Genomic DNA, 24,961 nt, shown 5'->3' with positions numbered 1-24,961 from the left:
TCCTTTCCATGGTGGCGCCCCGCGCCTTTCCCCCTTAGATAACCCCCGTAACCCGGTTTGCAAAGGATCGCCCGATGCCCTTCGACCCATCCACGCTGAAATACGACGATCGCGGCCTGATCCCGGCCATTGCCCAGGACGAAGAGGGCACGGTCCTGATGATGGCCTGGATGAATGCCGAAGCCGTGGCCAGGACGCTGGAGACACGTCGCGTCACCTATTGGTCGCGCTCGCGGCAAAGCTTCTGGATCAAGGGCGAAACCAGCGGACATGTGCAGAAACTGGTCGATTTCCGCATCGACTGCGACCGCGACTGCATCCTGATGGTGGTGCGCCAGACCGGCCCCGCCTGTCACACCAACCGGCGCAGCTGTTTCTATACCTCCGTTCTGGATGGGGAGGAGACGGAGCTGATGGCGCCTATGGTGTGAGACCGACCATTCTCCGGACATCCTCCGGGGTGGCGCCTTCTTGCCGGTATTTCAGAATGGAGCGTGCATCGTCGCGCTTGGCCAATCGCTTGCCCTGAGCGTCCCGGATCAGGCGGTGGTGATGGTAAATCGGCACAGGCAGGCCGAGCAGGTTTTGCAGCACCACATGGATCGCCGTCGCCTCGAACAGGTCCTGCCCGCGGATCACATGGGTCACGCCCTGCGCCGCATCATCCAGCACGACGGAGAGGTGGTAGGACGTCCCCATATCCCGCCGCGCCAGCACCACGTCGCCAATGTTCTGGATGAGCTGAGTTGAGGTGACCGCGATCCGCCCGGTCTCCCCCTGCGGACCCACTCCGGCCTCGATGAAACTTACGGCGTCAGTTGCGGCCCTTGTCATATCCAGACGCAGCGCCGCATCCTCGGGGATCGGGCGGCGCCCGTGGTCCGATCTGTTGCCGCGACAGGTGCCGGGATAGATCACGCCGTCCGGCCCCATGGGAACCCCTTCCTGCGGGGCACTGGCGGCCTCCAGGATGTCTTTTCTGGTGCAGGTACAGGCATATATGGCCTCCCGCGCCCAGAGATCCTCCAGCATCGCGCGATAAGCGGACAGGCGGTCGGACTGGCGCAGGACGGGCTCCTCCCAGCTCAGCCCCAGCCAACGGAGATCGTCATGGATATGCGCCTCCCATTCGGGTCGCGCGCGGCTCTGGTCGATGTCCTCGATCCGCAGCAGAAACCGCCCGCCCGCCGCCCGCGCCATGTCATGCGCAAGGATCGCGGAGTAGGCGTGGCCCAGGTGCAGCGGCCCGGTCGGAGAGGGGGCGAAACGGGTGGTAAAAGGCATCCGGGTCGTGGCGTTCGGCGGCGTTCGGGGCGGTGTGGTTCAGAGGTAAGTTGAATAGGGTGGAGTTAAAAGGAGAATATTGCTGAGTAAAATTGGAGTTAAGCTGATTTGTTGGGTTCGGAGTATTAGGTAATAGGCTGATAATTAATATTTTCTCCGCAATCAGGTTAGGCCCATCAACCAAAGCTAACCTTCGCATGTTAGGGGGGGAAAGGCGGGGTGAACCCCGCGCCACGATGGCACTACGCAGGGTTGCGTGGGGCGGGTTCGCTCGAAAAGGCCGTAAACTTACGCTATAGGCTGGCCGACCGGGGGGGCCGTCAGGCCCGCTCCAGCCCGGCTTCGGCCCCGGCCAGCCAGTCGACCCACAGCTCCTTGGCGCGGTCGGTATAGCCCTTGTAGCGTTCCTTGCGTCCCTTCCGGCCGCCACGCACGCCGTCCAGCGGCGGGAAGAGGCCGAAGTTCACGTTCATCGGCTGGAAGGTCTTGGCCTCGGCCCCGCCGGTGATGTGGTTGACCAGTGCGCCCATGGCGGTTTCCGGCGGCGGGGGCGGCAGATCGCGGCCCAGAATTTCCATCGCGGCCATCCGACCGGCCAGCAGCCCCATGGCGGCGCTTTCGACATAGCCCTCGACCCCGGTGATCTGCCCGGCAAACCGGACGTTCGGGCGGGATTTCAACCGCATCCGGTCGTCCAGCAGGGTCGGGGAGTTCAGGAAGGTGTTCCGGTGAATCCCCCCGAGCCGCGCGAAGGAGGCGTTTTCCAGCCCCGGGATCATCCGAAACACATCCGTCTGCGCGCCGTATTTCATCTTGGTCTGAAAGCCGACGATGTTGAACAGCGTGCCGAGCGCATTGTCCCGGCGCAGCTGGACTACAGCGTAAGCCTTCTCCTCCGGCTTATGCGCATTGGTCAGGCCAATGGGCTTCATCGGCCCGTGGCGCAGGGTTTCGCGGCCGCGTTCGGCCATGACCTCGATCGGTAGGCAGCCGTCGAAATACGGGGTGGGTGTGGGGCCGGACGTCTCTTCCCCCTCGTGGAATTCGGTTTTGTCTGCGGCCAACAGCGCGTCGATGAAGGCCTCGTATTGATCCTTGGTCATCGGACAGTTGAGGTAGGCCTTCTGCTCCGCCTCCGTCTCGCCCTTGTCATAGCGGGACTGAGCCCAGACCGTGTCCATGTCGATGCTCTCGGCATAGACGATCGGGGCGATGGCGTCGAAAAAGGCCAGCGCCTCGGCCCCGGTCTCGGCCTGGATGGCCCGGCCCAGACCTTCGGATGTCAGCGGACCGGTGGCAAAGATCCAGCTGCCGTCGGACGGCAGGCTGTCGACCTCGCCCTCCTCGACCCGCACCAGCGGATGCGCGCGCAGCCGTTCGGTCACCCCGGCGGAAAAGGCATCGCGGTCCACCGCCAGCGCGCCGCCGGCGGGCAGGGCATGGGTATCGGCCATTTCCATGATCAGACCGCCCGCCTGCCGCATCTCCCAATGCAGCAGCCCGACGGCGTTCTGTTCGTCGTCATCCGACCGGAAGGAGTTGGAACAGACCATCTCCGCCAGGTCACCCGTCTTGTGGGCGAAGGTCTCGACCTTGGGGCGCATTTCATGGATGACGACCGGCACGCCCATGCGGGCGGCCTGCCAGGCGGCTTCGGATCCGGCCATGCCGCCACCGACGATGTGGAGTTCGCGTGTATCAGACATGCGCGCGATCTAGGGTATCGCGGGCGCTTTGGGAAGGGCCTGTCGATGCAGAGCGCTGCCGAGGCGCGCCACGCATCACTCCTGCCAGTCGGGTTTGCGCTTTTCGATAAAGGCGCGGATGCCCTCGTCCGTGTCGCGCAGCATCATGTTCTCGACCATGACCTGCCCGGTGTAGGCGTATGCCTCGGTCACCGGCATTTCGACCTGACGATAAAAGGCCTCCTTGCCGATCCGCACCGCGGCAGAGAGTTTCCCCGCCACTGTCGTCGCCAGGTCCTGCACCGCCTGCTCCAGCTGGTCGTGGGGCACGGCCCGGTTGATCAGCCCGAGGGCGATGGCGCGGTCCGTGTCGATGAAATCGCCGGTTGTCAGCATCTCGAAGGCCTGTTTGCGCGGGATGTTCCGCGACAGCGCGACCATGGGCGTGGAACAGAAGAGCCCGATGTTCACCCCGTTGACCCCAAACCGCGTGCCCTCCGCCGCGATGGCCATGTCGCAGGTCGCCACCAGCTGACAACCCGCGGCGGTGGCGATGCCGTGGGGCTGCGCGATCACCGGCTGCGGCAGCGTGCGGATCGCCTCCATCACCCGGGAACAACGGGCGAAGAGATCGGCGAAATAGGCCGCGCCACCGTCCTCGGCCTGCCGCCCGGCCTGCATTTCCTTCAGGTCGTGCCCGGCGCAGAAGGCCTTGCCGCTGCCCGACAGCACGACAACCCGAATATCGCGATCCTCGCGCAGCGTATCAAATGCGGCTTGAAGCTCCGCCAACATCGCATCGCTCAACGCGTTGAGCTTTTCCGGCGCGTTCATCCGCAGATGGGCGACGCGGTCGCGATCCGTCCGTTCGAGAATTGCCATCTTGTGCCTCCCTGGATTTCCGGAAACTCTACGCCGCGCAAGACGAGGAGAAAAGCACATGCCGGTCATGACCATCGAAGATCTGACGGATTTTCTGGCCAGGGAATTTCCCCAGGTGAAGAACGAATTCCAGATCGAGGAGGTCCGCGACATGGGCCTGCGCGTCCGCCTCAAGGTGGAGGAGCGGCATCTGCGGCCGGGCGGCACGGTTTCCGGTCCCACGATGTTCTCGCTGGCCGATGTGGCCGTCTATCTGACCATCCTGGCGCAGATCGGGCCAAAGGCCCTGGCGGTGACCACCAATTGTTCCATTGATTTCATGCGCAAACCGGCCGCCAACACGGATCTGGTGGCGGATTGCACCCTGCTGAAACTGGGGCGGGTCCTGGCCATAGGGGATACGCTGATCCGGTCCGACGGGATGGAGGCGCCCGTGGCCCGTGCGACGCTCACCTATTCGATCCCGCCGGAGCGTTAAGGGGCAGACCTTAAGGCGCCAGCTCGATACTGACACGGCTGCGATTGGCGAAATAGGACCACATGTTGACGGTGCCAGAGGCCAGACGCGCGGCCGGGCCGATGAGATACCCGAAGGGCATGTCCGGGTTGTCCTGCAGGTGCATTTTGCGATCCGCATGGATCAAGCTGCGGGCCTGGTGTTGGCCGAACTTGCAGGTCAGCGTGGCCGGACCGATCGGGCCATGCATGAGCGGGACGACGACGGTCGCGGGTGTCATGAACTCAAGGTTGAGGTTGGGCGCGATCATCCGGCACGTCGCGCCTGTGGCGCTCTGGCCCTTGTAGGTCGTGTGGATCTCCGCCCGGTGATGGCCGGTGATCCGATCAGTGTCGCCGGGATGCGGCACGGCCGCGACCCGCGGCGGATTGGAGGTGCCAAGGGTCATCTTCGGGGCCTGCGTGCAGGCGGCGGGAACGGCCAGGATGACCAGGGCGCAGATCGTCAGAGGGGAAGGCGATGCCATTGAGTTTCCTCGACCTTTTGCGGCTGCTTATACAGGTCGGACGGCTGCCGGGCGAGCATGGCGCACAGAAATAGTTGTGGTGTGGCGCCGGAGACTCGCTTTTTCGGCGCGCCCAGGGGGGGAAGGTGGCGCAAATGGCCGGGTCAGGCCCGGACAGAAAGCGCCCAATTGATGGGGTAATATGATACCCAATTTACAAGACTCTGTTTTAAAACGTTTTATTGCGCAAGGTGCCGCTTGACTGCATCGCGCCGCCCTGTATAACCCGCCCATCAATCCGCCCGGTCGGCCGTGTCGCTGTCCGGGCTGCCATTTTCCAAAGGGCACCCGAGATGAAAACCTACTCTGCGACTCCGGCAGACATCGACAAGAAATGGATCCTGATCGACGCGGAAGGCGTCGTTCTGGGCCGTCTCGCCTCGATCGTTGCCATGCGCCTGCGCGGCAAGCACAAGGCGACCTTCACCCCGCACATGGACACCGGTGACAACGTCATCATCATCAACGCCGACAAGGTGCAGATGACCGGCAACAAGCGCGCGGACAAGAAATACTACTGGCACACCGGCCACCCGGGTGGCATCAAGCACCGCACTGCGGGCGAACTGCTGGAAGGGGCCTACCCCGAACGTGTCGTGACCGCTGCGGTCAAGCGCATGCTTCCGGGCAACCGCCTGTCCCGCAAGATCATGACCAACCTGCGCGTCTATGCCGGGTCCGAGCATCCGCACGAGGCGCAGTCGCCCGAAGTGCTGGATGTCAAATCCATGAACTCCAAGAACACGCGGAGCTGATAAATGGCCGACCAGATCAATTCGCTCGAAGAGCTGAAGGACGCCGTGACCGACGATATCGGTGGCGTGGCCGCAGCAGCCGAACCCGAAACCCCGCGTGAGCCCGTCCGGGACGAGCTGGGCCGCTCCTACGCGACCGGCAAGCGGAAGGACGCAACCGCCCGCGTCTGGATCAAGCCGGGCTCCGGCAAGGTCACCGTGAACGGCAAGGAGATGAACACCTACTTCGCCCGCCCGGTGCTGCAGATGATCCTGCGCCAGCCCTTCACCGTCGCCGGCGTCGAGGACCAGTTCGACGTGATGGCCACCGTCACCGGCGGCGGCCTCTCCGGTCAGGCCGGTGCTGTCAAGCACGGCATCTCCAAGGCTCTGCAGCTCTACGATCCGTCGCTGCGCGGTGCCCTGAAGGCCGCTGGCTTCCTGACCCGCGACAGCCGCGTGGTGGAACGCAAGAAATACGGCCGCCGCAAGGCCCGCCGGAGCTTCCAGTTCTCCAAGCGTTGATCCTCACAGGATACGAATTGCAAAAGGCCGTCCCTCGGGGCGGCCTTTTTCCTTGCCGATCCGTCTGATCCTGCAAGGCCCTCGCAACCTCGGGATTGTTAACCGCGGCCCCGCTCACTCATCTGCCGGGATCAATCCCAGCCCGCGCAGGTAGACGCCGATCGCGGTTTCGAGCAGGTCCTCGGGCGGGAAGGGGCTGGCGCGGCCCGGAGAGTTGCGCGCGAAAAGCTCCACCACCCCGTGCGACAGCGCCCAGATATGGGCCGAAAACATCGAGGCCGGGGGTCTCTTCTCCGGCGGGATGTGGCGCGACAGGTCCGCGGCGGCCTTTTCCAGCACGCCGCTGGCCCGGTTGGCCACCGCGGCCAGCTCCGGCGTGCGGTTGACGGAGATGCCGCTTTCGAACATCGCGATGTAGTGGCCGGGGTATTTCCGCGCAAAGGCCAGATAGGCCCGCCCGGTCGCCTCGAAGGCCGCCAACGCCGAGGGCTGTCCCTTGTCGTAGGCGAATTGCATCACATCGGCAAAGATTTCGTACCCCTGCCGCGCCGCTTCGGCGATCAGATCCTCGCGCCCCTCGAAATGGCGGTAGACGGCGGCCGGGGTCACCCCCGCCTCCTTCGCGGCCTCGGAGAGGGTGAAGCCGGTCGGCCCCTTCTCCTCGATCAGCTTGAGCGCGGCATCCACCAGCGCCTGTCGCAGATTGCCGTGATGATAGCCGCGCTTCTTACGCATCCCAGAGGTCCGGGCCGCCAATGACCTTGGTATCGGGGGTGCCGACGGCCTTGGCGATCTTCCGTTCATAGTCGATATGGGTCAGCACGTGGCGGATCGCCTCCAGCCGCGCGCGTTTCTTGTCGTCAGAGCGGATCACCGTCCAGGGGGCGAAATCGGTATGCGTACGATCCAGCGTCTCCATGATGGCGGCGCTGTAATCGTCCCATTTCTTCAGCCCCTCGACGTCGATCCAGCTGAGTTTCCACTGCTTCAGCGGATCGCCCTCCCGTTTGAGGAAACGGCGCAGCTGTTCTGCACGCCCGACGTTGAGCCAGAACTTGAAGAGGTGAATGCCCTCGTCCACCAGCATCTTCTCGAACTCGGGCACCTGGGCAAAGAAATGCTCCCGCTGGCTGTCCGTGCAAAAGCCGAAGACTTTCTCCACGACGCCACGGTTGTACCAAGACCGATCAAAGAACACCATTTCGCCAGCGGTCGGCAGGTGGTCCACGTAGCGCTGGAAATACCACTGGCCCTGTTCGGTTTCCGTCGGTTTCGACAGCGCCACCACCCGCGCCCCGCGAGGGTTGAGATATTCGCGGAACCGTTTGATCGTGCCGCCTTTTCCCGCCGCATCGCGTCCTTCAAAGACGCAGACAACGCGCGCGCCGCTGTCCTTGGCCCAGGCTTGCAGCTTGGCCAGTTCGGTCTGCAGCGTCTCCAGCTCCTTCTCGTAGGACTTCTTCTTCATCTCTTCCGAATAGGGGTAGCTCGGGCTGAGAATGTCGTCCTTGTCGGACCGGGCAATCGCCTCGCGCACGCTCTTGGGTGCGTCCTTCTGGTGAAAGGCGCTGATCGCGCCATCGTAGGGCAAGTCCATATACGTTCATCCTTTTTGCCCAATATGGGGGCAGCGGCGCGAGGGCGCAACGCTTCACCGCTGCGCGGACCTGGCGGCGGCGCGGTCGATGGCGGCGATGACCTGGGGCTGCGCGACATGGTGCGGCATATGCCCGATGCCGGGCAGGGGCGTCAGATGCGCCGACGGGACGCCGCGGGCCAGCGCCTCGGAATGGATGCGGAGAGATACGATCTCATCCGCCTCCCCATGCAGGATCTCAATGGGCAGGGTGAGGTCGGGATAGTGTTTGGATTGCTCCCGCAACTCCGCCCGCAGGTCGGTGCGCTGCTGCGCATTGGCCATCAGGCTGCGCGGCCGCGCAACAAGGGGCGCGCCGATATATTCGCTATAGCCAGATGGTTCGTTCTGGGGCAGGAAGACCCCCTCGATCGCTCGCTGGATATAGTCTTCGCTGACCCAGGCCCCGACGATATGGGCGATGACCGGCCCGATGACGGGCCGCGCCAGGAGGGAATAGAACCGGTCCAACTCCCCCGGCCAGGGATAGGTGGCACCGGCCAGGTTCACCACGGCGCGCAGCTCGCCCGGGTGATGCACCGCCCAGGCCATGGCGACCGCGCCGCCAAAGCTCTGACCCAGAACGATCGGTTGATCGACGTCCAGAGCCTGCGCGGCGGCCACCAGCAGATCCGCCTGATCCTTCAGGGTCACCCCCCGCGCGGCCAGCCGTGGCGTGTGGCCCAGGCCGGGCCGGTCAAAGACGGTGACCCGGTAGCGATCCGTCAACTGATCGACGAGGGAGAAGGTGAAATCCCGCGTATTGCCCGAAGCCCCGTGGATCAGTACCAGATCCGGCCCGGTACCGCGCTGGACGTAATGCACCGGGTGGCCCGCCACCTGGATCATCGCGCCTTCGGGCGGGAATGCCCGTTCTGCTTCTGCCACCCGCTTGTTGACACGCCAGAGGGTCACGAGGGCAAAGATCAGGACAAGAACAAGCAGGCCAAAGGCCAGGCGGGCGAACAGGGTCATCGGGTCCTCTTGCGTATCGGCGGGGGTGTCATTCGTCCCCGGTGATACGCAGCCGGGCCGGGTCCGGTTTCATTTCTCCGTCCCGATCCGCGCCAGGTCAAACGGTGTCGACTGGTATATCTCGTTGATCCAGTTACCATAAAGCAGATGCGCATGGCTGCGCCAGCGGTTCTGTGGCGGCCGAGACGGATCATCATCGGGGTAATAGTTCATCGGCACATTGATCGGTGTGTCATTGGCGATGTCCCGGTCGTATTCCTGCTTCAGCGTATCGCTGTCATATTCGAAATGGTTGAAGACATAGAGCGCCCGGTGCCCCGCATCCTCTATCAGACAGGGGCCGGTCACCTCCTCGCCAAGCAGGGTGGTCAGACCACCGGCCGCGTCGATCTCCGCCTGCTTGTTCTCGGTCCAGCGCGAGACAGGCACGACGCAGACATCCGAAAACCCGCGCAGGTAGGGCGAGGATTTTGCAAGGTTCTTCTGCGGGTAACAGCCAAAGAGCTTGGTCGGCAGGATATGTTTCGGCACGTTATGGAAATGATGGATCATCGCCATCGCCCCCCAGCACACGCCGAAGGTCGAATGCACATGGGTCTGCGTCCAGTCCATCACCTCGACCATCTCGTCCCAATAGGTGACGTGCTCGAACTCCAGATGCTCGATCGGCGCGCCGGTGATGATCAGCCCGTCGAATTTCTCGCCACTCGCCTTCACCTCGGAAAAGGGGCGGTAAAAGCTCTCCATATGCTCGGCGGCTGTATTGCGGGTCTGGTGTTCGCTCATCCGGATCAGCGACAGTTCGATCTGCAACGGCGTCGCCCCGATCAGCCGGGCGAACTGCGTCTCCGTCTGGATCTTCTTCGGCATGAGGTTCAGCAGCGCGATCCGCAGCGGCCGGATGTCCTGCCGTGCCGCCTGATCTTCGCCCATCACCATCACGCCCTCGCGGGAGAGGACGGAATAGGCGGGGAGATCGGAGGGAAGCTTGATCGGCATGGGGGCCTCGGGACTGTGGGTTCGGTTCAGATAAGCGGGGGGTCAGCGCGCCTCAAGGGCGCGGGCAATCATCGTCTCGAAACTCTGCTGGTCGGTGACCTGCGCAACATCGCTGGCCGTCACGGTCACACCGCGCCGCGCCATCGCCTCGTAACGCGGTCGACGGTGATCCAGCGCGCGGGCATAGGTCCAGCGGACAAAGGCATCGGGGTCGACGCTCTCCTCGTCTTCACCCGTTTCGGCGCGATAGTCCGTCCAGGCGTTTTCTAGGAATTCCGGCTGATAATACATCGGCTTGGGCGCCTTGTCGAAGCGCCGCACCAATTCGTCCCGGTGTGCCTCGTCGCCCTTGATCCAGACCAGCAGCGCCATGTCCTCCAGCGTGCCCAGCACGGGGTCCTCGGGATCGTCGGGATCGACCACTTCGCAAATCGACCCGCCGCTGTCGCAGACGAAATGCGGATAGCCATAAAGCGCCTCGGCCCGAAGCGCGAAACGTTCGGTGTCCAGCAGCGCGGCAATCTCCGCCGCCTGATGTTCGGCCTGGCGGCGACGATAGATGTCGAAGGGCAGGCCGCCCTTGGCCGGATCGCCCGGCTTGCCCAGATAGGTCGAGAGCGGCGCGAGGTTGTCGAAGGTGATATTGGAGCCGATGTAGATCGAATCCGTCATCAGCAGGTTCCGCAGAAACGGCACCTGCATGGCATGGGCCTTGGCGTTGTCCGCGATCAACTCGCCCATGTACCGGGTGCCGATGCGGTAATCGACGGAATAATGGAACCAGTCGCCGGTCCCGCGCAGCAGGTTCGACACATGGGTCTTGCCCAGTCCGGACATGCCAAACAGCACGACACGCTTCTGCGGCGCATTCAGCCAGTCTTGTGCGGTTTCGTAGATCATCTGTGGCTCCGGTCCTGTCAGGCCCTTTGCTAAGGCGCTGGTCCGGAACAATCAAACCCCAATTCCTAACGCACAAGCCCCAGTCGCCGGACCACCCGTCCATCCAGCACGATCAGGCCGAAGGCGATGATGCCAAACCCGATCAGATGACGCGGCAGCAGCACCTCGTCCAGAACCAGATGGCCCAGAAGGATCGCCACCGGCACCAGCAACAGAGTCACCAGCATCAGGTTGCCGCTCCCCGCCTTGGACAGGATGGAATAATAAAGCAGATAGGCCGCCGCCGTGGCGATCAGGCTGTAATAGCCGATGGCGATCCAGGTGCGCGGCAGCAGGTCCAGGCTCGGCGTGCCTTCGGTCATCCAGGCCAGCGGGATCATCACCAGTGTCGATCCGGTCAGCATCCCCGCCGAGGCGACCAGCGGCGACAGGGTCGACAGGCGTGCCCGCCCGAAGGCTCCGCCAAGCGCATAGCACAGCGTCGCCGCCAGCACCGACAACTGCCCGAGCGATCGCAGGTCTATATGCGCCAGCGTGTCGATCCCCATGGCCGTGGCCACCCCGACCACGCCAAACCCCACGCCGACGGCCTTTCGCGCGGTCAGCTTCTCATCCGCAAAGACGATCGCCGCGACCACCACCCCGAACACGGCGGTGAAGGAGTTGAAGATCGCCGTCAGCCCGCTTTCGATATGCAGCTGCCCCCAGGCCAGGAAGAAGAAGGGCAGCACGTTGTTCAGCACCCCCATGAAGAAGAAGGCGAGCCAGAACCGCGGATCGCGCGGCACCGGCAGGCGCAGCGCGAAGACGACAATCCAGAGCACGAGCATCGCCCAGCTACAGCGGTGCATCACCGTGGTGAAGGGGCCAAGTTCGTCCAGGATGATCCGGGTGGACAGGAACGACCCGCCCCAGATCAGGGCCAGCATCAGCAATTGGCCCCAGGCGGCGCCGGACATGGTTTTTTGTGGTGTCATGAGGCCATTAGCCGATGCAGGCGGCCGTTCGGCAACCCGGAACCTGTGCAATCACGCACGTGAACTGGCCCGGATATTCGCATAATTCGCGCCAAAAATGACCGCCGCCCCGAGCAGCACGTAAGGATCCAGCGGCTCCTGATAGAGCAGCAGGCCCACCACCGCCGCCGTCGGCAGCCGCAGGAAATCCATCGGCGACACGACGGAGGCCGGGGCGATAGACAGGGCCGAGGTCACGCAGAAATGGGCAAAAAGCCCGGCGAAGCCGACCAGGATCGCCACCGGCCAGAGCGCGGCGGAGGGCATGGCGAAATCCCCGTCATAGCCACCGCAGACCAGGCCGAAGATCGCCTGCATCACCGTCAGCCAGAAAAGGATGCTGAGGGTCGAGACATCCCGCGTCAGCATCTTGGTGGTCAGGATGGTCCCGGCAAAGCCGATGGCGCAGGCGGCGGCTGCGATAAGCCCGGGAGTGATTTCCTGCGCCCCGGGGCGTGTGATGATCAGGATACCGACAAAGCCGACCAGCCCCGCCAGCGCCCGGCGCAGGGTCATCCGCTCGCCCAGCAACAGTGGCGACAGCACCAGCACCCAAAGCGGCGCGGTGAACTCCAGCGCAAAGACCTGCGCCAGCGGGATCACCGTGATGGCGTAGAACCACAGGTTCTGCCCGGTGAAATGCGCCACGTTGCGGATCAGATGCAGGCCAAAACGGTGTGTTGAGATCTGGTCCCAGGCCCCGCGCATCGCCACCACGCCCACCACGATCACCACCCCGGTCAGGCTGCGCCAGGTCATGATCTCGAAGGTGTCCAGCTCGGCCGCCAGCGCGCGCCCTGCCACCGCCATCGTCAGGAAGGAGGCGATGGCCCCCAGCATCCACAGGGCGGCGCGCAGATTGGGCGAGGGCAGGGGCGTGTCGAGGGGGGCTTGCTGGGTCATGGAGATTCGGAAAAAGCGATGCGCGACCGTATCAGGGCGCCGCCCGGTGTCCAGATCACGCAACGGCAACAGTGCGGTTGAGTTATTCGCACCCCATCCTTCAAATTGACCGCTTTTCCTCAGGGCCCCATGCCACGCGACGGAAAACACCCGCGAAACCCAAGCGAGGCTGGGGTTTAGGCACGTATTTAGATCACTAACAAATGTGCCTTTGATCTGGGTCAAGGCCGGGGGGGCGGCAATTTGTAACCTGCCCTTGAATGGATGCGCGACTTATAACCATTCCAATTACGAAGTGACGGTGCTAGCACCGGACCGCCTGCCCGCGCGCGGACAGGGGACGACCAAGGAGGATTGCCCGTGACTTACGAGGCTCATCTTGACCAGGCGCTGAACCAGCTGCACGAAGAAGGCCGTTACCGGACCTTCATTGATATCGTGCGGCACAAGGGTCAGTTTCCCCATGCGACCCGTCGGCGTCCCGATGGCTCCGAACAGCCTGTCACGGTGTGGTGCGGCAACGACTATCTCGGCATGGGGCAGCACCCCGTCGTCCTCGCCGCCATGCATGAGGCGCTGGACGAAGTTGGCGCAGGTTCCGGCGGCACGCGCAATATCTCCGGCACGACGCTCTATCACAAGGCGCTGGAGGCGGAACTGGCCGATCTGCATGGCAAGGAGGCGGCGCTGCTCTTTACCTCCGCCTATATCGCCAATGACGCGACGCTTTCGACCCTGCCCAAGCTCTTCCCCGGTCTCATCATCTATTCGGATGAGCTCAACCACGCCTCGATGATCGAGGGCGTGCGCCGCAATGGCGGGGCCAAGCGCATCTTCCGCCACAACGACGTGGACCACCTGCGCGAACTGCTGGAGGCCGACGATCCCGCCGCGCCGAAACTGATCGCCTTCGAGTCGGTCTACTCCATGGACGGTGATTTCGGCCCGATCGCGGCGCTCTGCGACCTTGCCGAGGAATTCAACGCGCTCACCTATATCGACGAAGTGCACGCCGTCGGCATGTACGGCCCACGCGGCGGCGGCGTGACCGAGCGGGACGCCATCGCGCATCGCATCGACATCATTAACGGCACCCTGGCGAAGGCCTATGGCGTGATGGGCGGCTATATCGCCGCCTCGGAAAAGATGTGTGACGCCATCCGCTCCTACGCGCCGGGCTTCATCTTCACCACCTCGCTGCCGCCCGCGGTGGCCGCCGGTGCCGCGGCCTCCGTCAAGCACCTCAAGACGGACCAGGCGCTGCGGGATCTGCACCAGACCCAGGCCAGGATCCTGAAGACCCGGTTCAAGGCGCTCGGCATGCCGCTGATCGACCATGGCAGCCACATCGTGCCGGTCATCGTCGGCAACCCGGTGCATACCAAGATGCTGTCGGACATGCTGCTGGACGATTTCGGCATCTACGTTCAGCCAATCAACTTCCCGACCGTGCCCCGCGGGACGGAGCGTCTGCGCTTCACCCCGTCGCCGGTTCACGGACCGGACGAGATCGACAAACTGATTCACGCAATGGATTCGCTGTGGTCCCATTGCGCCCTCAACCGGCAGGAACTCGCCGGCTGACACGGATCATCCTCAGGCAGAAGGCTCTTGTGCCTTCTGCCGGGGCAACCACAAGCCCTTGTAGTTAAGGATTAGGCGGTTTTCCCGCTTTTCCGGGGCCAAATCCCGCCGACACCAACCCTTTTTCTTTAAACCTCCTTGAATCGTGATAGGGTCTTAGCAACAAAGAGCGGGACTCGAATCGGGGTGATAACGGGTCTCAGCACATTCGCGGACGGGGCAGCTAGCATGATGCGGCGCAAGAGGCTCAAGCTGGAGCAGGAAACGATCCAGCCCAAGGGATTCGATGATTACGAGCTGAAGCTCGGCGACATGATGCGCGGTGAACGTGCAACCATGGGCAAATCCCTGCTGGACGTGCAGCGCGAACTCCGCATCAAGGCCTCCTACATCGCCGCCATCGAAAACTGCGATCCAGAAAGCTTTGAAACACCCGGTTTCATTGCCGGCTACGTGCGCTCCTACGCCCGCTACCTCGATCTGGACCCGGATCGCGCCTTTGAACAGTTTTGCGCCGAAAGCGGGTTCGAGATTGCCCACGGCATGTCCGAAGCGGCCTCCGGGACCAAGCGCAAGAAGCCGCAGGCGGCGCCGGTCAAGGGTGTGGATGCCCTCGGCTCCTCCACCGCCTTCCTGCCGGAAAAGGAAAGCTTCCTGTCGACCATCGAACCCGGCGCCCTTGGCTCCGTTGCGGTTCTGGTGGCTTTGATCGGGGCGCTCGGCTACGGCGGCTGGTCCATCCTGACCGAGGTTCAGCGCGTGAAATTCGCCCCCGTGGAACAGGCCCCCGAGGTGTTGAGCGATCTCGACCCCGTTCAGGCCGTCCCCGGAACCACGTTGCCCGCCGGGCCCGCCAGCGTATCGACCACCGGTCGCGCGGCCGAGGGGCTAGATCGTCTGTACCGGCCCGAGGCACTGGACGTCCCGGTCCTGGTGGCCCGCGACGCGCCGATCTCGACCCTGAATCCGTCGGAAAACGGCACATTCGCCGCCGATACCGGGCCGGAAGCCTCATCCCCGCTGCCTGCCGGGTCTGCCGAGGATCGGGCCGTTGCCGTCGCCCTGAACGGTGCAATCACCGCCGAGCCGGAGCAGCCGACCCCCACCACGCCCCGCGTGACCGAAAACGTCGGCCCGGGTGTCACCCTGGTTGCCGTGCGGCCCGCCTGGGTGCGGGTCAGCGCCGCCGATGGCACCGTGGTCTTTGAAAAGATCCTCGACGCGGGCGAAGAGTACCAGGTTCCCATGACCGAGGAGCCGCCGCTGCTCCGTGCGGGGATGTCCGGCTCTCTCTACGTCTCCGTGAATGGCGAGTTGCGCGGCCCGCTTGGCCCCGGCACGGCCACCATCCGCAACGTGGCCCTGACCGCCGATGCGGTGTCGGAAAACTACGCTGTGGCGGACCTCTCCTCCGATCCGGTGGCCAAGGACATCATGCTGGCCAAGGCGCGGCAGCTGGAAACCCCGACCGAGTGATCCCGCAGAGGTGATCCGACATCCGGCCCAGAGCAATGCCCCACGCATTGCCCCGGGCCGTTTCGCGTTGTAAGCCTGCGCCAAGCATCTCAGCGAGCCAACCGCGAGGCCCCCATGTCGCACAATCCCGTCCGTCCCTGGCGCAATATCGAGCGGCGCAAGAGCCGTCGGATCATGGTCGGCAATGTCCCCGTCGGGGGCGACGCCCCGATCTCAGTCCAGACGATGACCAACACCGACACCTCCGATGTGGCGGCCACCGTCGCCCAGGTGCAGCGCGCGGCGGAGGCAGGGGCCGACATCGTCCGCGTCTCCACCCCCGATGCGGCCGCGACCAAGGCTCTGAAGGAGATCGTGCGCGAAAGCCCCGTGCCGATCGTTGCAGACATCCACTTCCACTACAAACGCGCCATCGAGGCGGCAGAGGCCGGGGCGGCCTGCCTGCGCATCAACCCCGGCAATATCGGCGATGAGAAACGCGTGGCCGAGGTAGTGAAGGCGGCCAAGGATCACGGCTGCTCCATCCGCATCGGGGTCAACGCCGGATCGCTGGAGAGGGACCTGCTTGAGAAATATGGCGAGCCTTGCCCGGATGCGATGGTAGAGTCCGGCCTCGACCATATCCGTATCTTGCAGGACCACGATTTCCACGAGTTCAAGATCAGCGTGAAGGCCTCCGACGTCTTCATGTCCGCCGCCGCCTATCAGCAGCTTGCCGACGCCACCGACGCCCCCATTCACCTTGGCATTACCGAGGCCGGCGGGCTGATGTCCGGCACGGTCAAATCCGCCATCGGTCTGGGCAATTTGCTGTGGATGGGTATCGGAGACACGTTGCGCGTGTCCCTGTCCGCCGATCCGGTTGAAGAAGTGAAAATGGGCTTCGAGATCCTGAAGTCGCTCGGTCTGCGCCATCGCGGCGTCAACATCATCTCCTGCCCCTCCTGCGCGCGGCAGGGGTTCGACGTCATCAAGACGGTGGAGATCCTGGAAAAACGGCTGGAACACATCAAGACCCCGATGTCCCTGTCGATCATCGGCTGCGTCGTCAATGGGCCCGGTGAGGCGCTGATGACCGACGTCGGCTTCACCGGCGGCGGGGCCGGGGCGGGCATGGTTTATCTGGCGGGCAAGCAGAGCCACAAGATGACCAACGACCAGATGGTGGATCACATCGTCGAACAGGTCGAAAAACGCGCCGAGGAGATCGAGAGCGCGGGGGCCGTCGAGGCGGCAGAGTAATCCTCACCGGCGAGTCAGGCTCACCGTAGGGTGGGGTTTTACCCACCACACGCCCGGCTCACCTGCGCCGACCGTTCATTCTGAAACGTATTTCTCCAGCACGATCTGCGGGATAGCCCCCTGCAACATCAGCCCCGGCAGCACGTAGGCCGGGGTGCTTTCCAGCTCCAGCGCGGCAAAGGCAGCGGCCTCCTCTCTCGGGGCCGGGCGCATCATCCGGTCCTGTGTCCAGCGTCCCTCTGCCAGGATCTCCGCCAACTCCGCCTCCGTCTGCGCTGCCATGAGCCGGGTCCGGGCGTCGCGGTAGGCGTCCGGGCCCTCGCGATCCAGCAGCGACAGCAACAGTTGCGGAACAGCGCCGTCCCTGGCGAACCGTGGCTCCACGCGAATGTCAGGGTGCCGCGCCATCAGCGCCGCCAGCTCCGCCCAAGCGTCGGCGCAGTCGGGGCAGGGATAGGCCTCGAAAAAGACGATCGTCAGCCGTGGGGCCGATGCGCCAAAGCCGCGTTCGGTGGCCTTGAATAGTCCAGCCTGCGCCTCCAGCCGCGCCCGGTCCTCCGCCGCCGCCTCGGCATAGAGATCGGGGGCGGGCGGAAAGAGCGCCCCGGCCACCGGTGAGGGATCGGCCAGGATCGCCGCGCGCACTTCCTCTCCGAAGATGCGCCGTTCGGCGGCTGAAAAGTCCAGCCCCTCGGCCTGCGCCGCCCCGCAAAGGGCCAGCGCCAGAAGCAGAACGAAAGGTCTGATCACCCGTCCCGCTGGTCCGCCGCAATCTGGGTCATGGCATCCAGCGGCACATAGCCCCGGATCAACTGCTCGCCAAAGACAAAGGTCGGCGTGCCGTTGATCTTGAGCTTGGAGGCCAGGTCATGTGTCTGCCGGATCTCCGCATCCACCGCAGGGTCTTCCAGCTGCGCGACAATCGCTGCCCCGTCGAGGCCCAGCCCCTCTGCCAGGCGGGACAGGGCCGCTTCGCTGGTCGGGCCCTTGTAGGCCATCAGCGCGTCATGCATCATCCCGTAGGCCTCGTCTCCGGCAGCCTGCTTCGTCGCCACGGCAAAGCGCGCACTGTCGAGGGAGGCCTGACCCAGAATCGGCAGCTCCTTCACGACAAAGCGGATGTTCCCGTCCTGCTCGATCAGCTCGCGGACCTCCTCAAAGGCCTTGCGGCAATAGCCACAGCGATAGTCCAGAAACTCCACCACCGTCAGGTCGCCCTCGGGATTGCCGCCGACCCAGGAATAGCCGTCGTCCTGAATCGCCTTGAGGTTGCCCTGCACCAGCGCCAGGTCATTGCCCTCCTGCGCGGCGGCGTTGCGCTCCTCCAGGATGCTCACCGCCTCCATGATCACCTCGGGGTTATCCAGCAGATAAGCGCGGACCTCTTCGCGAAAGGCCTCGCGCTCTGCCGTGGTCATGTCGGTGAGGTCCAGCGCCTGGACCGGGGTGGCAAGCAGTCCCAGAAGGGCGAGGGGGGCTAGACGGGTCATGGCGATGTCTCCGGGGTTCGGGCTGGGGTCATTTGTCGGTCTTGACGGCATTCAACACATCCTGGGCGCGTTGCCAACCGGCGGAACCGCGCGGCAGCATGTCGACTGCCCGCTTGGCAAGGATGCGCGCCTCCTTGGTGCGTCCATGCATCGCATGGGCCTCTGCGGTGACGAGCGAAGCCATGCCGTTGTTGCCCAGTTTGGCATAGGCGGTGCCCAGGTCGCGCAGCGCCTGGCCATTGCGCCAATCTCGCGATGTCGCGCGTTCCAGCAGCGGCACCGCCTGTTGCAGCCGCTGTGTGCCGCCAAGCGCCACAAGGGCGCGGCCATAGCTGGCCATGATGAGCGCGTTGTTTGGCGCCCGCTTCAGCGCCGCGCCATAGGCATTGGCGGCCGCGCCGAAATTGCGCGACTCCAGAAGGATTTGCCCCCGCAACTCGTCGTAATAGGGATCGCCGGGCCGTGCCTGCCGCGCCCTGTCCAGGCTCGCCAGGGCCTTCTGCGTCTGGTTCAGGCGGTGATGGGCAATGGCCTCGCGCATGGCACGCACGTCCGCATAGGGGCTCTCCTTCATCCGCTGAAAGGTCCATTTCGGGTTGCGGATAAAAGCCGAGAGCTTGCCCTTCGTCCGGTCGAACCAATAGTCCGCCTCCGGATCGGGCTTGCCGTTCTTGCCATAGCTCAACGCCAGCGCCTTGACCTGCCGCAGCCGGTCGCGCGACAGCGGATGGGACCGCGCATAGATATCCTGCCGCCGCTTTGGCAGCGCCTCCTGGCCTGCGAAGATTTCCAGCAGACTGACCGCGCCGGAGGTCTCGATCCCCGCCGCGGCGAGGTAGCGCATACCCGACTGGTCCGCCGCGCTTTCCTCCGCCCGCGTGTGGCCGAAAAAGACCCCCTGCGCCGAGGAGGCGATGCCAAGGGCCAGCCCGCCTGCCGCCTCACCGGCCCCCGCGGCCCCGGCAGCCACCGAAAGCGCCGCGCCCAGCATCATCACATTGCGCGCGCTCTGCACATTGGCGGCGCGGCGGACGAGGTGGCCATTGGCGATATGCGCGGCCTCGTGGGCGATCACGGATTGCAGCTCCGACGCCTTGGTCAGCCTCAGGATCATGCCGGAGTGGATATAGATGGCCGTGGGGTCGAGGACGAAGGCATTCATCGCCCCGTCTTCGATCACATAGATGCCGACCCGCGACGGGCTGAGCCCCGCCGCCCGCAGGATCGGTGCGGCCAGTTGTGTCAGCCCGTGTTCGATATCCGGGTCCCGCACCAGCCCGCCGGCCCGCGCGATGACCGGCGCCAAGGTCAGCACCAGCACCAGAACACATGTCAGGAGGCGGGCGATTGACCTCAAGGCGGACTCCGTCAACAAAGTGCCCACACTGTCGGAGATGCACATGCGGGTTTCAAGCCGTGGGGATGTCGATCCCTTCATTGTGATGGTCATTCTGCAACTCGCCGCCGAGGCGGAGGCAGAGGGCCGCCACATCATCCATATGGAAATCGGGCAGCCGGGCACCCCGGCGCCGGGGCCCGCCCGGGCCCGCGCCCGTGCCGAGATGGACAGGCACGCCCTGGGGTACACGGTCGCCCGCGGCCTGCCGGAGCTGCGGGCCCGCATCGCGCGGCTTTATGGTGATTGGTACGACGTCGATCTGGACCCGGGCCGCGTGATCGTGACGCCCGGCTCGTCCGGCGGGTTTCTTCTGTCCTTCACTGCGCTCTTCGATCCCGGCGCCCGGGTCGGCATCGCCAATCCTGGCTATCCGGCGTACCGCCAGATCCTCAAGGCGCAGGGGTTGGAGACGGTGCTGATCCGAACAGTGCTGGAGGATGGCTATCAACTCCGCCCGGATCAGATCACCGGTGCCGGGCTGGACGGGGTTCTGGTCGCCTCACCGGCCAATCCGACCGGCACCATGCTGGATCATGCCAGGCTGTCGGGCCTGATCCACGCGGCCCAGGACACCGGCACCGCCTTCATCTCGGACGAGATCTATCATGGCCTGCATTACGAGGGGCGGGGCGTCTCGGCGCTGGAGATCACGGACGAGGCGATCGTCATCAACTCCTTCTCCAAGTATTTCTCCATGACCGGCTGGCGCATCGGCTGGATGATCGTGCCGCCCGATCTGGTCGACCGGGTCGAGAAGCTGGCCCAGCACATGTTCATCTGCGCCCCTCATGTCAGCCAGGTCGCCGCCCTGGCCGCACTGGACGCGACGGAGGAGCTGGAGTTCAACCATGCCACCTATGCCCGCAATCGCGAGATCGTCCTGACCGGGTTGGAAAAGGCCGGGATCACCCGTTTCGCCCCGCCGGACGGCGGCTTCTACGTCTATGCGGATATCGGCCATCTGGGCGGTGACAGCCTCGACTTGGCCAAGGCACTGCTGGAGGAGGAAGGCGTGGCGGTGACCCCGGGCCATGACTTCGACCCCGAACGTGGCGGGCGCATGTGGCGCCTGTCCTACGCCGCCGCCACATCCGAAATTGCCGAAGGGATGGAGCGGATCGCCCGGTTCACGGCGCGCCGGGGGTAGGGGCGGTCCCTCCTCAACGACGCAATAGGTCCAAACGAATATCCCCGGGACGTGCCCCGGGGATATTCGATAATCCAGATGTTGCGGCCGCTTACCGGAAGGGCTCGTCCAGACGCAAAAGCCGCTGATGGAACTTGGGCAGCTTGTCGAAGGGCACCAGCCCCTGATCCCGCGCTGTCGTCCGGATCGCATCCCGGCTGTGGCCGATATGCTCATAGACCGTCCGTTCAATCCGGCGGCTGCGCATCGTCTCTCGGACGGATCGCGCGGAATAGCCTTCCAGGAAGTGTCCATCCATTGACGGATAGCGCGACAGGAACTGGTAGGAACAGGTGATCGACCCGCGCCGCGCCGCGATATTGGCCACGCCTTCCTCCTGCAACAGGAAGATTCCGCGAAATTCCCGTGCGGGCCCGTTGGTCGGCAGACCCTGCTGCTCCATCGCGTCCTTGGCCTCGTAGCCGCGCAGGAAGGTATATCCGTCCTCGCGAAAGACCAGAAGCATGCCCAGCACGCCCATGGTGTCATCGACAAAGGACCGCCGCGAGAAGCGATAGATCCCCGAGGGCACCACATCCTCGGGTACCTTGGTCGAATTCTGCCCCATGAAGTCCCGAATCGCGGGGTGGTTCAGCAGTTCACTGTTGCCGTCGGGAATCGTGTCGACCGGCTCCAGCAGGATACGGGCATCCTTGCCGAAGAAGCCGCATATACGGTGCAGGACGTCCGGCCGGGGAAAACTCTCGCCTGAAAGATACCTGTTATATTGCGTCCGGTTGATGCCCAATTCGCGACACAAGCCGGCGATAGAAGGGTATTGCGAACTCAGTTGACGCAGGTTCGCGCCAAAGATGTTTCGGATCTCTGCAGGGTCAGTTGGAACCTGACTCGGGTTTTTGGCAGATCGGGACAAATGTCAGGGCTCCGCTAGTTATTCTGGTTTTACCTTCCTGTATGATGCCAACTCGCATCGCTTTCGAGCAAATGTGACGTGAATTGGCGTCATTTCACGCACTGTATAGCGTCAACTAGATTAATGCACGACACATTTTCCCATTTGGCGGTACAGGATAGGTAATTTCCGGACGCTAGTGTTTTCCACACACTGGACCCAAACGGGAATAATGTCCGGAGATCAGCATGTTCGGTGTCGTTTTGTGGAGCAGCCACGAAGATCTGAGCGCAGTGATTTGGTGCGAAGACCATCAGGATCTGGCGATACTTCGCCAATCCGCCATCACTCCGGACCTGGCACAGATGCCCGAGGCAGGGGATCTCGTCAGCTTTGATATCAAAGAAGAAAACGGCGTCCGCGAGGCGTGGAACACCGTTGTTGTGGCCCCCGACCATTTCGTTGGTCTGCCCGGCGAACTGAAGCGCGCAGGCGGGGCCGCGATGGACGCCGTGATGAACAACATGGCGTCAGATAGCGTCGCCACCGATCAGAAGCGGGGTCAGGTCGTGCCGTTCCCCAATGCGGCAACGCTCCGCCCTGCCGACAGGAATGCGGAGCCGATTCCGCTGACTGGCACGGGCCGCTGACCCCGCCTAGCCGCGCCCGCCGCGCGACAGGGCGGCGACGCCGGTCCGTGCCATTTCCATCAGCCCCAGGGGCCGCATGAGATCGGCGAAAGCGTCGATCTTTTCCGGTGCGCCGGTAATTTCAAAGACAAAACTATCCAGCGTGCTGTCGACCACATTGGCGCGGAAGATATCTGCCAGCCGCAGCGCCTCGACCCGCTTGTCGCCCGCGCCCTCGACCTTCAGCAGCGCCAGCTCCCGCTCCACCGACGGCCCTTCGACCGTCAGGTCATGAACCCGGTGCACCGGCACGATCCGGCCAAGCTGCGCCTTTATCTGTTCGATCACCTGCGGCGTGCCACGGGTGACGATTGTAATGCGCGACAGGTGCCCGGTGTGGTCCACCTCGGCGACGGTCAGGCTGTCGATGTTGTAGCCGCGCCCGGAGAAGAGGCCGATGACGCGGGCTAGAACCCCCGCCTCGTTGTCGACCAGAACCGCGAGGGTGTGGGTTTCGACCACATCGGAGAAGGTGGGGCGGAGGTTATAGGCCGAATGCTTGGTCGAGCCTTTCTTGATATGCAGTGCGCTCATTGTTCTGTCCTCTGTGAACGGTGCGTGCAAGCACGCACCCTGCGGGGTGGGGTAGGGTGCGTGCTTGCACGCACCGACTGGCGGTCACACCAGGACCGCGCCCCCCTCCTTGATGGCATCCTTGGTCGAGGCATCGCCGAGCAGCATCTTGTTGTGCGGCTCACCCGACGGGATCATCGGGAAGCAGTTCTCGTGCTTCTCGACCAGGCAGTCGAAGATCACCGGACCGTCATAGTCGATCATCTCCATAATCGCGTCGTCGAGGTCGGCCGGATCGGTGCAGAGGATCCCTTTGGCCCCAAACGCCTCAGCCAGCTTGACGAAATCGGGCAGGGCCTCGGACCATGAATGGGAATAGCGCTCGCCATGCAGCAGCTCCTGCCACTGGCGCACCATGCCAAGACGTTCGTTGTTCAGGATGAACTGCTTCACCGGCAGCTTGAACTGAACCGCCGTGCCCATTTCCTGCATGTTCATCAGCCAGGAGGCCTCGCCCGCCACGTTGATGACCAGCGCGTCGCGATGCGCCATCTGCACGCCGATCGACGCCGGAAAGCCGTAGCCCATGGTGCCTAGGCCGCCGGAGGTCATCCAGCGGTTCGGCTCGTTGAACTGCAGGTACTGCGCCGCCCACATCTGGTGCTGGCCGACCTCGGTCGTGATGTAGCGATCCCGGTCCTTGGTCAGTGCTTCCAGCCGTTCCAGCGCATATTGCGGTTTGATCGTCTTGTCGGAGTTTTTGTAGTTAAGGCAGGAGACTGCCTTCCACTCTTCAAGCTGCTTCCACCATTTGTCCAGCGCGTCGCGGTTCATCTTGCGGCCGCGCGACTTCCAGACCTTCAGCAGGTCCTCCAGAACATGCGCCACATCACCCACGATCGGGATATCGACATGGATCACCTTGTTGATCGACGAGGGGTCGATGTCGATGTGGGCCTTGCGCGAATGCGGGCTGAAGGCGTCGATCCGGCCGGTGATCCGGTCGTCGAACCGCGCGCCGATGTTGATCATCAGGTCACAGCCGTGCATGGCCATGTTCGCCTCGTAAAGCCCATGCATCCCCAGCATGCCGAGCCAGTTCTTGCCCGACGCAGGATAGGCCCCGAGCCCCATCAGGGTGGAGGTGATCGGCGCACCGGTGGCATCCACCAGCTCCCGCAGCAGCTGCGAGGCCGCATTGCCGGAGTTGATCACCCCGCCGCCGGTGTAGAAGATCGGCCGTTTCGCCGTCTCCAGCGCCTCGACCAGCTCGGTGATCGCCTCCATGTCGCCCTTGACCTGCGGCTGGTACCGTTTCGACCCGCCCTTGACCGGGGGGGTGTAGGTGCCGGTGGCGAACTGCACGTCCTTGGGGATGTCGATCAGAACCGGGCCGGGGCGGCCGGCGGTGGCGACATGGAAGGCCTCGTGCAGCGTGCCGGAGAGGGCATCCGTATCCTTCACCAGCCAGTTATGCTTGGTGCAGGGGCGGGTGATGCCGACGGTATCGGCCTCCTGAAAGCCGTCCGAGCCGATCATGAAGGTCGGCACCTGGCCGGTCATCACGACGATCGGGATGGAATCAAGCAGCGCATCGGCCAGACCGGTCACCGCATTGGTCGCCCCGGGGCCCGAGGTCACCAGCACCACGCCCGGTTTCCCGGTCGAACGCGCGTAACCTTCGGCTGCATGAACCGCACCCTGTTCGTGGCGCACTAGGATGTGGCGGATGTCGTTCTGCTGAAAGACCTCGTCATAAATCGGTAGCACGGCGCCACCGGGATAGCCGAATACGGTGTCGACGCCCTGATCCTTCAGCGCCTGAACCACCATTCTTGCACCAGTCATCTGCCGTGCCATGTTCTTTCTCCGTCTGCTGCGCCTGTCGCGCGGGTCTCAGCCAATAAAAAGCCCCCGGAGGGTGATCCGGGGGCGCATGGGGTCCAATTCAGGTTCCGGTGCTACCGG

26 protein-coding genes are annotated in these 24,961 nt (G+C 64.0%); 9 read left to right on the top strand and 17 right to left on the bottom strand.

Features of this window, described 5'->3' with window-relative positions; translation table 11 throughout:
* Window positions 1-74: 74 nt before the first annotated feature.
* Window positions 75-431 carry a phosphoribosyl-AMP cyclohydrolase gene (gene hisI / locus ACFC2Y_RS00920; RefSeq protein WP_375173177.1) on the top strand — a complete coding sequence of 119 codons (357 nt, stop codon included), beginning with the start codon at window positions 75-77 and terminating at the stop codon, window positions 429-431.
* Here the strand turns inward: hisI and gluQRS are convergent.
* From gluQRS to ACFC2Y_RS00905, 3 genes are all read right to left on the bottom strand, one after another.
* Window positions 421-1,284, bottom strand: a complete 864-nt coding sequence (gene gluQRS, locus ACFC2Y_RS00915; protein ID WP_375173176.1) for a tRNA glutamyl-Q(34) synthetase GluQRS — start codon at window positions 1,282-1,284, stop codon at window positions 421-423. The genes hisI and gluQRS overlap by 11 nt on opposite strands.
* Window positions 1,285-1,604: 320 nt before the next feature.
* Window positions 1,605-2,990 (bottom strand): methylenetetrahydrofolate--tRNA-(uracil(54)-C(5))-methyltransferase (FADH(2)-oxidizing) TrmFO, encoded by a 1,386-nt coding sequence (gene trmFO / locus ACFC2Y_RS00910; protein ID WP_375173175.1) that lies wholly within the window; start codon window positions 2,988-2,990, stop codon window positions 1,605-1,607.
* 75 nt (window positions 2,991-3,065) lie between these two features.
* Window positions 3,066-3,851: an enoyl-CoA hydratase gene (locus ACFC2Y_RS00905; RefSeq protein ID WP_375173174.1), complete on the bottom strand. Its 786-nt coding sequence runs from the start codon at window positions 3,849-3,851 to the stop codon at window positions 3,066-3,068.
* A 58-nt stretch (window positions 3,852-3,909) separates the two neighbouring features.
* Between ACFC2Y_RS00905 and ACFC2Y_RS00900 the strand changes: the two genes are divergently transcribed.
* Window positions 3,910-4,329, top strand: coding sequence for a PaaI family thioesterase (locus tag ACFC2Y_RS00900; RefSeq protein WP_375173173.1), 420 nt, complete (start codon window positions 3,910-3,912; stop codon window positions 4,327-4,329).
* Between the two features lie 10 nt (window positions 4,330-4,339).
* Here the strand turns inward: ACFC2Y_RS00900 and ACFC2Y_RS00895 are convergent, their stop codons facing one another.
* Window positions 4,340-4,834 (bottom strand): hypothetical protein, encoded by a 495-nt coding sequence (locus tag ACFC2Y_RS00895; RefSeq protein WP_375173172.1) that lies wholly within the window; start codon window positions 4,832-4,834, stop codon window positions 4,340-4,342.
* A gap of 332 nt (window positions 4,835-5,166) precedes the next feature.
* On the opposite strand from ACFC2Y_RS00895, the gene rplM reads away from it, so the two are divergent.
* A complete protein-coding gene (rplM, locus tag ACFC2Y_RS00890) occupies window positions 5,167-5,628 on the top strand; it encodes a 50S ribosomal protein L13 (RefSeq protein ID WP_375173171.1) in 462 nt (153 codons plus the stop codon).
* Window positions 5,629-5,631: 3 nt separating this feature from the next.
* Window positions 5,632-6,132 (top strand): 30S ribosomal protein S9, encoded by a 501-nt coding sequence (gene rpsI, locus ACFC2Y_RS00885; protein WP_375173170.1) that lies wholly within the window; start codon window positions 5,632-5,634, stop codon window positions 6,130-6,132.
* Window positions 6,133-6,246: 114 nt separating this feature from the next.
* Here the strand turns inward: rpsI and ACFC2Y_RS00880 are convergent, their stop codons facing one another.
* The 7 genes from ACFC2Y_RS00880 to ACFC2Y_RS00850 all read right to left on the bottom strand — a co-directional run bounded on the left by ACFC2Y_RS00880 (window position 6,247) and on the right by ACFC2Y_RS00850 (window position 12,561).
* Entirely contained in the window at window positions 6,247-6,867 is a 621-nt protein-coding gene (locus ACFC2Y_RS00880; RefSeq protein ID WP_375173169.1) for a TetR/AcrR family transcriptional regulator, read from the bottom strand.
* The gene (gene ppk2 / locus ACFC2Y_RS00875; protein ID WP_375173168.1) at window positions 6,860-7,729 is read right to left on the bottom strand and encodes a polyphosphate kinase 2; all 870 of its coding nucleotides are present in this window, start codon (window positions 7,727-7,729) and stop codon (window positions 6,860-6,862) included. Before ppk2 ends, ACFC2Y_RS00880 begins: the two co-directional genes overlap by 8 nt.
* Window positions 7,730-7,783: 54 nt before the next feature.
* Complete coding sequence (locus ACFC2Y_RS00870) at window positions 7,784-8,743, bottom strand: alpha/beta fold hydrolase (protein WP_375173167.1); 960 nt, start codon at window positions 8,741-8,743, stop codon at window positions 7,784-7,786.
* A 69-nt stretch (window positions 8,744-8,812) separates the two neighbouring features.
* Complete coding sequence (metA, locus tag ACFC2Y_RS00865; RefSeq protein WP_375173166.1) at window positions 8,813-9,742, bottom strand: homoserine O-succinyltransferase; 930 nt, start codon at window positions 9,740-9,742, stop codon at window positions 8,813-8,815.
* A 42-nt stretch (window positions 9,743-9,784) separates the two neighbouring features.
* The gene (locus tag ACFC2Y_RS00860; protein WP_375173165.1) at window positions 9,785-10,642 is read right to left on the bottom strand and encodes an ATPase; all 858 of its coding nucleotides are present in this window, start codon (window positions 10,640-10,642) and stop codon (window positions 9,785-9,787) included.
* Between the two features lie 65 nt (window positions 10,643-10,707).
* Window positions 10,708-11,619, bottom strand: a complete 912-nt coding sequence (locus ACFC2Y_RS00855; RefSeq protein WP_375173164.1) for a DMT family transporter — start codon at window positions 11,617-11,619, stop codon at window positions 10,708-10,710.
* Window positions 11,620-11,670: 51 nt separating this feature from the next.
* Window positions 11,671-12,561: a DMT family transporter gene (locus ACFC2Y_RS00850; RefSeq protein ID WP_375173163.1), complete on the bottom strand. Its 891-nt coding sequence runs from the start codon at window positions 12,559-12,561 to the stop codon at window positions 11,671-11,673.
* Window positions 12,562-12,921: 360 nt separating this feature from the next.
* Here ACFC2Y_RS00850 and hemA point away from each other — a divergent pair, with 360 nt between their 5' ends.
* The 3 genes from hemA (at window position 12,922) to ispG (ending at window position 16,863) form a co-directional block, all read left to right on the top strand.
* Window positions 12,922-14,145: a 5-aminolevulinate synthase gene (gene hemA, locus ACFC2Y_RS00845; RefSeq protein ID WP_375173162.1), complete on the top strand. Its 1,224-nt coding sequence runs from the start codon at window positions 12,922-12,924 to the stop codon at window positions 14,143-14,145.
* A 228-nt stretch (window positions 14,146-14,373) separates the two neighbouring features.
* Window positions 14,374-15,621: a helix-turn-helix domain-containing protein gene (locus tag ACFC2Y_RS00840; protein WP_375173161.1), complete on the top strand. Its 1,248-nt coding sequence runs from the start codon at window positions 14,374-14,376 to the stop codon at window positions 15,619-15,621.
* Between the two features lie 114 nt (window positions 15,622-15,735).
* Window positions 15,736-16,863, top strand: coding sequence for a flavodoxin-dependent (E)-4-hydroxy-3-methylbut-2-enyl-diphosphate synthase (gene ispG / locus ACFC2Y_RS00835; RefSeq protein WP_375173160.1), 1,128 nt, complete (start codon window positions 15,736-15,738; stop codon window positions 16,861-16,863).
* Between the two features lie 75 nt (window positions 16,864-16,938).
* Here the strand turns inward: ispG and ACFC2Y_RS00830 are convergent, their stop codons facing one another.
* From ACFC2Y_RS00830 to ACFC2Y_RS00820, 3 genes are read right to left on the bottom strand one after another with little or no spacing between them, the layout of a single operon-like run.
* Window positions 16,939-17,613, bottom strand: a complete 675-nt coding sequence (locus ACFC2Y_RS00830) for a hypothetical protein (RefSeq protein ID WP_375173159.1) — start codon at window positions 17,611-17,613, stop codon at window positions 16,939-16,941.
* Window positions 17,610-18,353 carry a DsbA family protein gene (locus ACFC2Y_RS00825; protein ID WP_375173158.1) on the bottom strand — a complete coding sequence of 248 codons (744 nt, stop codon included), beginning with the start codon at window positions 18,351-18,353 and terminating at the stop codon, window positions 17,610-17,612. Before ACFC2Y_RS00825 ends, ACFC2Y_RS00830 begins: the two co-directional genes overlap by 4 nt.
* Window positions 18,354-18,381: 28 nt before the next feature.
* Window positions 18,382-19,710: a M48 family metalloprotease gene (locus tag ACFC2Y_RS00820; RefSeq protein ID WP_375186388.1), complete on the bottom strand. Its 1,329-nt coding sequence runs from the start codon at window positions 19,708-19,710 to the stop codon at window positions 18,382-18,384.
* A 43-nt stretch (window positions 19,711-19,753) separates the two neighbouring features.
* Here ACFC2Y_RS00820 and ACFC2Y_RS00815 point away from each other — a divergent pair, with 43 nt between their 5' ends.
* Window positions 19,754-20,899 (top strand): pyridoxal phosphate-dependent aminotransferase, encoded by a 1,146-nt coding sequence (locus ACFC2Y_RS00815; RefSeq protein ID WP_375173156.1) that lies wholly within the window; start codon window positions 19,754-19,756, stop codon window positions 20,897-20,899.
* Between the two features lie 91 nt (window positions 20,900-20,990).
* Here the strand turns inward: ACFC2Y_RS00815 and ACFC2Y_RS00810 are convergent, their stop codons facing one another.
* Window positions 20,991-21,686, bottom strand: a complete 696-nt coding sequence (locus ACFC2Y_RS00810) for an XRE family transcriptional regulator (RefSeq protein ID WP_375186387.1) — start codon at window positions 21,684-21,686, stop codon at window positions 20,991-20,993.
* Window positions 21,687-22,039: 353 nt separating this feature from the next.
* Between ACFC2Y_RS00810 and ACFC2Y_RS00805 the strand changes: the two genes are divergently transcribed.
* Window positions 22,040-22,441, top strand: coding sequence for a hypothetical protein (locus ACFC2Y_RS00805; RefSeq protein ID WP_375173154.1), 402 nt, complete (start codon window positions 22,040-22,042; stop codon window positions 22,439-22,441).
* A 6-nt stretch (window positions 22,442-22,447) separates the two neighbouring features.
* On the opposite strand, the gene ilvN is transcribed toward ACFC2Y_RS00805, so the two are convergent.
* Together ilvN and ACFC2Y_RS00795 are read right to left on the bottom strand one after the other, a co-directional pair.
* Window positions 22,448-23,014, bottom strand: a complete 567-nt coding sequence (ilvN, locus tag ACFC2Y_RS00800) for an acetolactate synthase small subunit (protein ID WP_375173153.1) — start codon at window positions 23,012-23,014, stop codon at window positions 22,448-22,450.
* Between the two features lie 84 nt (window positions 23,015-23,098).
* Entirely contained in the window at window positions 23,099-24,853 is a 1,755-nt protein-coding gene (locus ACFC2Y_RS00795; RefSeq protein WP_375173152.1) for an acetolactate synthase 3 large subunit, read from the bottom strand.
* Window positions 24,854-24,961: the final 108 nt, after the last annotated feature.

Origin of the sequence: Pseudooceanicola sp. (assembly GCF_041987405.1) — a bacterium.
Classification (GTDB): Bacteria; Pseudomonadota; Alphaproteobacteria; order Rhodobacterales; family Rhodobacteraceae; genus Pseudooceanicola.
Note: the sequence above shows the minus strand (reverse complement) of the source record. Positions and strands in the feature narration are given on the sequence as shown.